This is a genomic window from Janthinobacterium sp. BJB426, from assembly GCF_002735705.1.
In the GTDB taxonomy this organism is placed as follows: Bacteria; Pseudomonadota; Gammaproteobacteria; order Burkholderiales; family Burkholderiaceae_D; genus Janthinobacterium.
The window spans coordinates 447,063-458,010 of the sequence record NZ_PDZL01000004.1 but is presented as its reverse complement, the minus strand read 5'-3'; the positions used below and the strand labels follow the sequence as shown (position 1 = coordinate 458,010).

General features: G+C 62.7%; 9 protein-coding genes and 3 tRNA genes. 4 read left to right on the top strand and 8 right to left on the bottom strand.

What is annotated here, in order from left to right; all coding sequences use genetic code 11:
- From CSQ93_RS09910 to CSQ93_RS09875, 8 genes are all read right to left on the bottom strand, one after another.
- The coding region (locus CSQ93_RS09910; RefSeq protein ID WP_017454492.1) for a GTP-binding protein at positions 1-124 on the bottom strand (124 nt) is incomplete at its 3' end.
- Positions 125-212: 88 nt separating this feature from the next.
- Positions 213-287, bottom strand: a tRNA-Thr gene (locus CSQ93_RS09905).
- Between the two features lie 43 nt (positions 288-330).
- A tRNA-Gly gene (locus CSQ93_RS09900) sits at positions 331-404 on the bottom strand.
- Positions 405-467: 63 nt separating this feature from the next.
- Positions 468-552: transfer RNA gene (locus CSQ93_RS09895), tRNA-Tyr, on the bottom strand.
- 233 nt (positions 553-785) lie between these two features.
- Positions 786-2,432: a tetratricopeptide repeat-containing response regulator gene (locus CSQ93_RS09890; RefSeq protein WP_099377895.1), complete on the bottom strand. Its 1,647-nt coding sequence runs from the start codon at positions 2,430-2,432 to the stop codon at positions 786-788.
- 133 nt (positions 2,433-2,565) lie between these two features.
- Complete coding sequence (locus CSQ93_RS09885) at positions 2,566-4,161, bottom strand: DUF3369 domain-containing protein (protein ID WP_099377894.1); 1,596 nt, start codon at positions 4,159-4,161, stop codon at positions 2,566-2,568.
- A gap of 63 nt (positions 4,162-4,224) precedes the next feature.
- Complete coding sequence (locus CSQ93_RS09880; RefSeq protein ID WP_099377893.1) at positions 4,225-5,310, bottom strand: J domain-containing protein; 1,086 nt, start codon at positions 5,308-5,310, stop codon at positions 4,225-4,227.
- A 149-nt stretch (positions 5,311-5,459) separates the two neighbouring features.
- Positions 5,460-6,611, bottom strand: a complete 1,152-nt coding sequence (locus tag CSQ93_RS09875; RefSeq protein WP_099377892.1) for a class I SAM-dependent methyltransferase — start codon at positions 6,609-6,611, stop codon at positions 5,460-5,462.
- Positions 6,612-6,685: 74 nt separating this feature from the next.
- On the opposite strand from CSQ93_RS09875, the gene CSQ93_RS09870 reads away from it, so the two are divergent.
- From CSQ93_RS09870 to pepF, 4 genes are all read left to right on the top strand, one after another.
- Complete coding sequence (locus CSQ93_RS09870; protein WP_099377920.1) at positions 6,686-7,474, top strand: SDR family oxidoreductase; 789 nt, start codon at positions 6,686-6,688, stop codon at positions 7,472-7,474.
- A 54-nt stretch (positions 7,475-7,528) separates the two neighbouring features.
- On the top strand, positions 7,529-7,927 hold the full coding sequence (locus CSQ93_RS09865; protein WP_034783508.1) for a dihydroneopterin aldolase: 399 nt from the start codon (positions 7,529-7,531) through the stop codon (positions 7,925-7,927).
- Between the two features lie 5 nt (positions 7,928-7,932).
- Positions 7,933-8,895 carry a tRNA 2-thiocytidine(32) synthetase TtcA gene (gene ttcA, locus CSQ93_RS09860; RefSeq protein WP_099377919.1) on the top strand — a complete coding sequence of 321 codons (963 nt, stop codon included), beginning with the start codon at positions 7,933-7,935 and terminating at the stop codon, positions 8,893-8,895.
- A 180-nt stretch (positions 8,896-9,075) separates the two neighbouring features.
- Positions 9,076-10,947, top strand: coding sequence for an oligoendopeptidase F (pepF, locus tag CSQ93_RS09855; protein ID WP_099377891.1), 1,872 nt, complete (start codon positions 9,076-9,078; stop codon positions 10,945-10,947).
- The last annotated feature ends 1 nt before the right edge of the window (position 10,948 follow it).

Below are 10,948 nucleotides of genomic sequence, written 5' to 3'. Positions count from 1 at the left end.
CGCCGAATTTCTTCGACAGAACCGTTGCGATTGCAGCGGTCAGCGTGGTTTTACCGTGGTCGACGTGGCCGATGGTGCCGACGTTGACGTGCGGCTTGGTCCGTTCGAATTTACCTTTTGCCATTTTGAACTCCTAATGATTTGATTAGATTGCTCAGGCACACGCCCGACGGTCTGGTTTGAATTGCTTCTGTGCTGCCTGCTGCGAATTCTGGTGCCCTTGACGTGGATCGAACACGTGGCCTCTCCCTTACCAAGGGAGTGCTCTACCACTGAGCTACAAGGGCTGTAATTTGTTGCATGCGATGCATCAAGCATCTGAACGGAAACTGGAGCGGGTGAAGGGAATCGAACCCTCGTCGTAAGCTTGGAAGGCTTCTGCTCTACCATTGAGCTACACCCGCGAGGTATCGTTCACTTTATCTTCACTTGCTCTTTGCTACTACCCAGTTTTCCTTGCAAAAACTTGGTGGAGGGGGCTGGATTCGAACCAGCGTACTCATAGAGAACAGATTTACAGTCTGTCGCCTTTAACCACTCGGCCACCCCTCCGCGGGAACCGCAGAGTATGAAGCATCTACTCACAACTGTCAACCTTATTTGCTGATGCCTGACTGCTGCATTTGCGTATAAAGAAGAAGTTGGCTGCTTCGGGGCGTGATTATAAGCTCCCGATTTGAGAATGTGCAAGGGTTGGCGCGAAAAAGTCGACTTTTTTCGCATTTTTTTTATCACCCCTGGCGGGAAGCCGCATTTTCCCGTCATGCACCCCGCATTTTTTCCATTTACCGGGCGTCAGGCGGATGCATCCAGGAGTTGCCCAGCGGCTTATATTTGCGCAGCAACTGCTGATGCAGGCCCGACAGCACGGGCAATTTGGGGTTGCGCGGGTCCAGGCGTCGCACGCCGGCGATAAACGTCAACGCCTGCTGCCCCATGCGTTCATCCCAGCCTTCGTGCTCCAGGCATTTCAGCACGGCCACGGCCGCATTGAAGACCACTTGCGGATTGTCGGGCAGGCGCGTAACGGCCTCGCCCATCAGATCGACAGCGCCGCGGAAATCGCCCTCTCCCGCCTTGGCGGCGCCGGCTGCCACCATGTCCGCCACTTCCTGGCGGCTTTGCCGCGCCAGCGCCTTGGCCAGCTCTTCGCGCCCGGCATGCTCGAAGACGGCCATGGCGCGCGTCATGGCCGCGCTGTCGGGCGCGTTGCGCATGACTTCGCGCATCACCTCGGCGGCGCCATCCTCGCGACCATGCGCCAGGCAATGGCGCGCCAGTTCCGTTTTCAGCATGTTCGAGCCGCCCACGCTGTGGCGGTTGGCGGCCAGGGCCGCGTCCAGCGATTGCTGCAGGCGTTCCTCATTACCCGTATGCGCATGCAGCATGGCGCTGCACAGGGCGCTGCACAATTCCGCATTCTTTTGCCCGCCCATCGACTTGTCGAGGTCGCGGATCACGGCGCCCACCTGCAGCGGGTCGCCCTTGCGCACGAGGGTCTGCACCAGGCGCACATGGTCTTCCGGGTCGCGGAATTCCGAATACTTGGCCTTGCTGACGACCAATTTGAGGGATTTTTCCGCCATCTCGATATCGTCGGCCGCCAGGGCCGCCTCACCCAGGCGGCGCAAGCGGCGCACGGCGTGCGGCGACAGGGCCACCGCTTCGCTCAAGGCGGCCTGCGCCAGTTCCGGCTTGCCTTGCGCCAGGTGCGTGCGCGCCAGCCAGTCATACGCGTCGAGAAAACGCTTGTTGTTTTCCAGCAGCCCTTCCAGGGTGCCCTGCGCCGCTTCGTACTCGCCCAGCAGGAATTGCGTCTTGGCCTGTCCCAGGCGTGCCCAGCCGATAGACTTGGCTTCATACAGGCCCGCGTAGATCGGCTCGGCGTCGGCCGCCTCGCCCAGCAGCAAATGCAATTCCGCGCGCAGGCGCAGGAAATCCGTGGCGTAGCGGGGATACAGGCTGGCGCCCTCGGCGCAGGCGGCAATCGCCGCGCGCTCATTGCCCACGTCGATCAGCTCATACACGGGCACGAAGGCATTGCGCTTGTCCAGCGCGCGGCCGATGCGCTCGAGCATGTTGTCAGCGGTAAAAGGCTTGAGGATGTAATCGGTGGGCAAGAGTTCGACGGCGCTGACCACCTTGGCGAAGCTGCCTTCGCCCGTGACCATGAAGAACATGGTCGACGCGTGCATCAATTTGTGGTGGCGCAAGTCTTCCAGCATCTGCTGGCCATCCTGCCCGCCATCGAGATCGTATTCGCACAGGATCAGATCATACGATTTGCTGCCCAGCATGCGGATCGCCTGGCCGGAGCTGGCCGCGTCGTCGATCTTCGCCAGGCCGCACAGGTTGAGCATATTGTGCAGGCTGGCGCGCATGCCCGGATGCGGCTCGATGATCAGTGCGCTAAGGCCCTTGAGTTCTTTCATGTCGTGATGTCCGAAAACTCCGCGGCGCGCCACACTGGTGCGTGGCGCCAGCCAGCATGAGGCTGCCGAGTATATGACGGCGCCGCGCGCAAGGGAATGGCGGCGTGCCGAAAAAGGCCGACGAAGTTGCTGCTCAAGCGACAGCGCGCTCCGGATGCCACAGTTGCGGCTCATGGTCGATCAGCTCCAGCAGCGCCGTCACCACTTCCGGATCGAACTGGCTGCCGCTGCGCTGCTCGATGTATTCGCGCACCTGCGGATACGGCCACGGTTCCTTGTAAGGCCGCTCGTGCAGCAAGGCGTCAAAAACATCGACCACGGCAACGATGCGCGCAGCCACGGGAATGTCGCGCCCTTTCAGGCCGTTCGGATAACCGGCGCCATCGAAGTGTTCGTGGTGGCCGCCGGCAATCTGCGCGCCATACGTCAGGTAGCTGACGCCGTCGACCATGTTGGCGGCCCGTTCCAATATGGTGCGACCGACGCTGGCGTGCAGCTGCATCTGCGCCCGTTCCTCATCCGTATGCTTGCCCGGCTTGAGCAGCACGGCGTCCGGCGTGGCCACCTTGCCCACATCGTGCAGGATGCTGGCCAGGCCGATCATGTCGAGCAACTGCGGGCTGAGCTCATCGGCGTAGACGCCGCGCTGCTGCATGCGCCGGGCGATGGCGTCGGACAACAGCTGCACCCGCCGCACGTGGCCGCCCGTGTCGCTGTCGCGGAACTCGGCCAGGTCGGCCAGCGCCACCACGGTCGCCTCCTGCGCCTTGCGCAGCTGGCCGAACATGTACAGGTTGTCGAAGGCGGCGGCGATACGCTGGCAGAACACTTCCAGCAAGTCGCGCTGGATCTGCGCCAGCGGCCACGGCGGCGTAACGGAAATGGCCAGCTCGCGATTGCCTTCCGTGTGGATGAACAGCACATTGGCCGGATGCTCGAACTGACTGCGCTTTTCCGCGAACGCCTTGTCGATGGTGGCGGTGAGCGCATGGTCGGCCGGCAAGGCTTCCGACTCGGCCAGCATGGCATAGGTACCCGTGGCGGCCACCACCTCGGGTCGCCCGGCGCCGCCCTGCATCAGGCACAGCACGCCGTCGGCGCCCACGTCGAGGATGGCGCTGACCTGGTTCAGCACACCGGAAGCGAATTCGCGCAGGGAATGGATCTGGTACAGATTGGTGGCGCCGGCGAGGATCTTGCCCAGGCCGATGCGGCTGCGTTCGAGCATCATCAGGCTCTCGTAGGCGCGCAGGGCCGAAATGACGGTGGTAAACAACTTTTGCGTCGTCAGTTCCGTCTTGGCCTTGTAATCGTTGATGTCGTATTCGATGATGACGCGCTGCTCGGGCGCCTGGCCCGGCTGGCCCGTGCGCAGCACGACGCGCACGATGGAGTTGTTCAGGTCGGCGCGGATGCGCTTGGCGAGGATCAGGCCGGCGTCATCCGTTTCCATCACCACGTCGAGCAGCACCAGCGCAATATCGGGCGTGTCGCGCAGGATGTCGTACGCTTCGCGGCCGCTGTAGGCGGAAAACAGTTCCAGCTCGCGCCCCTTGAAGCTGACATTGCGCAGCGCCAGCCGCGTGACCGCATGCACGTCAACGTCGTCATCGACGATCAGGACACGCCACAGGCGCTGGTCAGGCGCGGCAAGCCCGGCTGGACTGGCCACCGGCTCATCTTCGTCGAGCAGCCAGTTATCATCTGCATCGGCTTTGAGGTCGGTCATGAATACTCCTAATGGATAAGTTCGATGTGGACGCTGCGTTGACGCATATCAAGCATAATCAGATTAGATGCTGCTTACAACAGGATTCTGCGTACCGCCTTCGCTGGCGGACGGCGACGATGCCGAGGCACCGCTGCGCGTGGCGCCGCTGCAATTGTCCTGGCCGGGCCCGACGGCCTGGTAACGCACTTCATACTTGCCCGCGCTGAGCTGCTCCACCAGCAGCTTGTCATACGCAAGGATGTACAGGTAGCGCACGTTCGAGCGCCGCTCCGTGTCAAACAGCTTGACGAACACGGGCGCGGCATTGCCGCTGTTATCGATGCTCACGGCCAGCTCATCGCCCTTGTTACCGATCGGGAATCCATCGACATAGCCGGAATGGGCCGGCCAGGGTTCGCCATTTGGCGCCACCAGCGATGGGGACTCGGCCTTGCCTGCACCATCGCAGGCGGGCTGGCTGGCTTTCAAGCTCAGCTGGGAGACGGCCAGCACGCGGATCTCGGGCGTCTTCGCTTGCGGGGGTTCGGGCGCGTACGGCTTGCCCACGGCCCAGCTATCGACTGCCACGGCCTCGCCTTTCGGCGAAGACGCGGCACTGGCCGCTGGCGTGGCCGCTTCCGCATGGGGCTTGGCGCCATCGCGGGCCAGGCCGCTCCAGGCCGACGCCAGCGCGGCAGGCACGGGCTGAGACGTGTCGAGCATCAGCAAGGCGCCCAGCCAGCCCAGCAACAGGCAGACTAGCAAACTCAACCACCAGCGCCAGTTGCGCCAGACGGGCGGCAAGCCGCGCCGCTCCTTGCCTTTCGACGGGGGAACGTCCTGCGCCCAGGCGTGTTCATGCGGCTGGGCATGGCCTTTCGCGCGGCCATCGCGGCTCTTGCCTTCTTCCTGGTGGGTGCTTTCCAGCCATTCGATTTCCCACTCCTCGGCGGCGATCCACTCGTCGTGTTCCTTGCGGCGCTGGGGATCGGACAAGGTGCCATAGGCGCTGTTGAGGATCGCCATGATGCGGGCGGCCTTTTCGTCGCCGGGATTCTTGTCCGGGTGGTATTTCTGGCTGAGGGCTTTGTACGCGGCACGTATGACTTCCTGCGGCGCCAGGCGCGCCACCTTCAGGTTGTCATAGTGTGTATGTATCTTTCCCATCGTTCTATCTTGAAATCGGTGCGCGGCGACGGGTTCTTGCAGGATGGAACCGTGCTGTGTCGGTCATCATATACGATATGACAAGATAATAACCACCGGCGGACAGGAAATTGCAGGGCAACACTGCCCTGCCTTGATATTGCAGGCGCTTACAAGCGGTGACTGCGGTCGCTGGACAACAGCGCTTCCGGCAACGCCACCTGGTGCCCCACCACCAGCACCTTGAACAATTCCCCCATCTCGGCGGGCGACACCAGCTTTTGCACGGCGCTGGCTTGCGGCAAATAGGTCTTGACCTGTTGCGGATCGGTGCGCAGCAGTAAGTCGCCGAGGCCAGCGCCCAGCAGGAAGGAGGCCTGGTTCATGTAGGCGAGCACATCGAGGCCGGCATCCTGCGCCGCCACCGCCATGGCCGTGAAATCCACGTGGGCCGTGATGTCCTGCAAGCCGGGCAGATAAAACGGTTCCGCGTGGGCGTGATGGCGGTAATGACACATCAGCGTGCCCGTGGCGCGCAAGTCCAGGTAATATTCATGCGCGGGGAAACCATAATCGAACAGCACGGCCGCGCCACCCTTGCCATTGGTCAGCATGCGCGCCAGCGAGCGCATGAAACCGCAGGCGACGCCATGAATTTCCGTGACATAGCCGACCGGCAATGCATCGGCATCCGGCACCTGGGCGGCGATCTGCGCGGCCACGTCCGCGCCGGCAGGCCGTTCGACAAACACGAACTGGCCATCGGCGATACTGACGTCGAGTTCGCACCAGCCGGCGGGCGTCTTGCTGATCAGGTTGACGGGCATGGCGTCCAGCACTTCATTGCCGAACACGGCGCCCTCGAAACTGTCGGGAAAGCCGTCGAGCCACACCACTTGCGGGAAGGCGGCCAGGGCCAGCTCCTGGCGCGCGCGCAATTCGCCGGACAATTCGACGATCGCATACTGTTCGATAGCGATGCCGGCATTCGCCGCTTCCGTCAGGATATCGCAGGCCAGTTTGCCCGTGCCGGCGCCGAATTCGAGGATGCGCGGGGCCGTTTGCGCCATAATAGCGGCAGCCACATGGGCCAGGGTGGCGCCGAACAGGGACGAAATCTCCGGCGCGGTTGTAAAATCACCATCTTTGCCCAGCTTGGCGGCGCCGCCGCTGTAATAACCGAGGTCAGGCGCATACAGCGCCAGCTCCATGAAGCGGACAAAGGGAATAGCGCCGTCATTGCGCGCGATTTCGGCGGCAATCAGGTGCTGCAAGGCATGGGACGCGGCCAGCGCGTCGCTATCGGGTGCGGGAAGAGACATTCCCGCATTGTAGCGAATCGGCGGCGCATGCCGCCAGTGTGGCGTCCACCGAATATCTCAACCATAGCAAAGACATGACAGAAGCAACGACAACGCCATTCGACAGCACTCCCCGCGTCGCCCTCGTCACGGGCGCCGCGCGCCGCATCGGTCGCGCCATCGCGCTGGGCCTGGCGCGCGATGGCTGGGATATCGCCGTGCACTACCGCGACTCGCGCGACGAGGCGCTCAGCCTGGTGGCGGACATCGCCGCGCTGGGCCGCCGCGCGCAAGCGTTCCCCTGCGACCTGGCGCAGGAAGAGGCAGTGCGCCAGCTGCTGCCGCAGGCGCAGGCGGCGCTGGGGCCCGTTACTTGCGTGGTCAACAACGCATCGTTGTTTGAATACGACAATGCGGGCGATTTTTCCTTCACCGCGCTCGACGCCCACATGCACGCCAACCTGGCCGCTCCCATCCTGCTGGCGCAAGCGCTGTACCAGGCCACCCCGGCAGGCGGGCAAGCCGTGGTCATCAACTTGCTGGACCAAAAACTGTACAATCTCAATCCTGATTTTTTGTCGTACACCCTGTCCAAGGCGGCGCTGCTGTCGGCGACCACCATGCTGGCCCAGGCGCTGGCGCCGAAAGTGCGCGTGGTGGGCATCGCACCCGGCATCACCATGGTCTCCGGCGAGCAGACGCAAGCGAACTTTGTCAAGGCGCATGAAAACACGCCGCTGGGACGCTCCAGCACGCCCGAGGATGTGGCTGACAGCGTCTGTTACGTGGCCGGCGCGCGCGCGCTGACGGGCACGACCCTGCTGGTCGATGGCGGCCAGCATTTGATCGGCTTGCCGCGCGATGTTATGTTTTTGACCAAATAATCAGCAGCCATACCAAACAACCAGCATTCCAGCATCCCCTAAAAGGTAAAACCTATGTCGTCCGCCCTGTCCCATCCTCGCCTGGCCGATTGCCGCCGCCTGTTCCTGCGCAATTACGAAGTTCTCATCAACATCGGCGTCTACGACTTCGAGAAAAAGGGCGAGCAGCGCGTCCTCATCAACGTCGACCTGTACATTCCCCTGGCCCTGTCGACGCCGAAGGATGACCAGCTGGAAGAAGTGGTCGACTACGACTTCATGCGCGAGACCATCGCCAGGCGCATGGCGCAGGGCCACGTGCAGCTGCAGGAAAGCCTGGTCGACGACGTGCTCGCCGCCATGCTGGCCCACCCGCGCGTGCGCGCGGCGCGTGTGTCGAGCATGAAACCGGACGTGTATCCCGACTGCGAAGGCGTGGGCGTGGAAGTATTCAAGATCAAGGATGAAGCATGAGCAACATGAACAACACCGCAGTACTGGAAACAACGACAACGGCTGTGGAATTCCCGGCCAATGTGGAAGCGCAGAAACTGGCGCGCAAGAAGGCGGAAAAGATCGCCCTGGAAAACAACAAGCTGCACAAGCGCTTGTGCCGCCTGGTGGGGCAAGCCATCGGCGATTTCAACATGATCGAAGACGGCGACAAGGTGATGGTGTGCCTGTCCGGCGGCAAGGATAGCTACGCGCTGCTGGACATTTTGATGACCTTGCGCGAACGCGCGCCGATTCACTTCGATATCGTCGCCGTCAACCTGGACCAGAAGCAGCCGAACTTCCCGCCGGAAATCCTGCCCGCCTACCTGACGGAACTGGGCGTGGCCTTCCACATCGAAAACCAGGATACCTACAGCATCGTCAAGCGTCTGATCCCGGAAGGCAAGACGACCTGCTCGCTGTGCTCGCGCCTGCGCCGCGGCATCCTGTACCGCGTGGCCGACGAGCTGGGCGCCAACAAGATCGCGCTGGGCCACCACCGCGATGACATCCTGGAAACGTTCTTCCTGAATATGTTCTTCGGCGGCAAACTGAAAGGCATGCCGGCCAAGCTGCAATCGGACGACGGCAAGCACATCGTCATCCGCCCGATGGCGTATGTGAAGGAAGAAGACACGCAGCGCTATGCGGAAGTCAAAGGCTTCCCCATCATTCCATGCGACCTGTGCGGTTCGCAGGAAAACCTGCAGCGCAAGCAGATCAAGGGCTTGATGCGCGAATGGGACAAGAAGTTCCCCGGCCGCGTGGAAAGCATCTTCTCGGCCCTGTCGAACGTAGCACCATCGCATTTGATGGACCCGAAACTGTTCGGTTTCAAGGACTTGAAGGCGGACGGCGTAGCCAGCCCCATGGGCGACATCGCGTTTGACGAAGAGCCGTGCTCGACACCGACCACGTTCGGCACCATTCCGCTGCAAGCGCTGTAAGCCGCTGTTGTAAGCCCGTGTTGTTTTCGCCGCCACCGCCCAGGTGGCGGCATCCCTCCTCTTTCCCCCTGCGTCCATTTGATGTACCGTAGTCAGCTCTGCCGGTACGCGATGTGTCACGCGCGCATTCCTGCCCGGCGGTCAGCACGCATTCTTCCGACAACCTCACTGGAATGAACCATGACGCCATCCGCGCTCAAGCGCCCCCTGCTGTTCTCCCTGCTGGCCCTCGGCCTCGCCACCGCCTCTGCCGCTCCCGCCGACCGCCAGGCCGACCGCTGGGACCTGACGGCGCTGTATCAAAACGACGCCGCCTTCGACGCCGACGCGAAAAAGCTGTCGGCCCAGCTGCAGCAACTGGGCGCCTGCAAGGGGCAGTTGAAAGCCTCGCCCGCCCGCCTGAAAAGCTGCCTGGGTCTGGTCGCCGAGGCGCGCAAGCGCGTCAACACGCTCAGCACCTATGCGGCGCAGTATTACGACCAGGACACGGGCGACAGCAAGGGCAACCAGCTGAACCAGCGCGCCGCCCTGCTGGGCAACGACTTTTCCCAGGCGACGACCTTTTTGCAGCCGGAAATCCTCGCCCTGGGCAGCAAGCGCATCGACGCCATGCTGGCGCAAGACAAGGACTTGCAGCTGTACCGCTTTCAACTGAGCAACATGCTGCGCAGCGCACCGCATACGCTCGACGCAGCAGGCGAACAGTTGGTGGCCCAGTTCGGCCTGGCAACAAGCTCGGCCGCCAGCGTCTACCGCACCCTGGCCAATGCGGAAATCGCGTGGCCCACCGTCACACTGTCGGATGGCACGCAGGTGCGCCTCGACCAGGCGGCCTATACCAAGTACCGCGACGACGACCTGCGCGCCGACCGCAAGCTGGTGTTCGACGCCTTCTTCGGCAAGTGGAAGGAATATGAACGCACGTTCGGCGAAACCCTGTACGGCCAGCTGAAGACGGATGCCGCCTACGCCAAGGTGCGGCGCTATGCCGACTCGCAAAGCGCCGCGCTCGACGCCGACCATCTGCCGCCTGCCGTCTACCAGACCCTGATCGCGCAAACCAACGCCAACCTGCCCACCCTGCACCGCTACTTCAAGCTGCGCGCGCGCATGCTGGGCGTCAAGGACCTCGCGTACTACGACATCTATGCGCCGCTGCTGAAAAGCGACCGCACGTTCCCGCTGGCCGAAGGCAAGCAGATGATGCTGGCCTCCGTCGCGCCGCTGGGCCCCGACTATGTCAAGGCATTGAGCGCCGCCGTGGACGCGCGCTGGATGGATGTGTACCCGCGCCCGCGCAAGGCGGCGGGCGCCTACATGAATGGCGACGCGTATGACGTGCACCCGTTCGTGCTGCTTAACTACACGGACAATTACGAAGCCGTCAGCACCCTGACGCACGAATGGGGTCACGCCATGCACTCGGTGCTGGCCAACAAGGCGCAGCCATCGATCTATGCGCCATACAGCATCTTTGTCGCGGAAATCGCCTCGACGACGAACGAGGCGCTGCTGCTCGACGCGCGCCTGAAGCAGGCCAGGGATGACGACGAGCGCCTGCTGTACCTGGGCGCGGCGCTGGAAAACCTGCGCGGCACCTACTTCCGCCAGGCCATGTTCGCCGAATTCGAGGCCGCCATCCACGGCAAGGTAGACAAGGGAGAATCGCTGACGGGTGAAGAAATCACGGCCATCTATGCCGGCATCCTCAAGCGCTACCATGGCGAAGCGCAAGGCGTCATGACCATCGATCCCGCCTACGCGCTGGAATGGGCCTATGTGCCGCATTTTTATCACGGCTTCTACGTGTTCCAGTACGCCACCTCGATCGCGGCGGCACAGGATTTCGCGCAGCGCATCCTCGACAAGGAACCCGGCGCGCTGGCTGCCTACCTGAAGATGCTCAGTGCGGGCGGCTCGGCCTACCCGTATGAGCTGGTGAAGGCGGCCGGCGTCGACCTGGCTTCGCCAAAACCGTACCAGGCGCTGGTGGCGCGCATGAACGGCATCATGGATCAGATCGAGGCGATTGAAGCGAAGCGGGGCAAATAAG

Bases quoted from the DNA above. Each gene is read 5' to 3' on its own strand.
- CSQ93_RS09890 (WP_099377895.1), bottom strand. From the start codon at position 2,432: ATGAAAGAACTCAAGGGCCTTAGCGCACTGATCATCGAGCCGCATCCG.
- CSQ93_RS09865 (WP_034783508.1), top strand. From the start codon at position 7,529: ATGTCGTCCGCCCTGTCCCATCCTCGCCTGGCCGATTGCCGCCGCCTG.
- CSQ93_RS09870 (WP_099377920.1), top strand. From the start codon at position 6,686: ATGACAGAAGCAACGACAACGCCATTCGACAGCACTCCCCGCGTCGCC.
- ttcA (WP_099377919.1), top strand. From the start codon at position 7,933: ATGAACAACACCGCAGTACTGGAAACAACGACAACGGCTGTGGAATTC.
- pepF (WP_099377891.1), top strand. From the start codon at position 9,076: ATGACGCCATCCGCGCTCAAGCGCCCCCTGCTGTTCTCCCTGCTGGCC.
- CSQ93_RS09880 (WP_099377893.1), bottom strand. From the start codon at position 5,310: ATGGGAAAGATACATACACACTATGACAACCTGAAGGTGGCGCGCCTG.
- CSQ93_RS09885 (WP_099377894.1), bottom strand. From the start codon at position 4,161: ATGACCGACCTCAAAGCCGATGCAGATGATAACTGGCTGCTCGACGAA.
- CSQ93_RS09875 (WP_099377892.1), bottom strand. From the start codon at position 6,611: ATGTCTCTTCCCGCACCCGATAGCGACGCGCTGGCCGCGTCCCATGCC.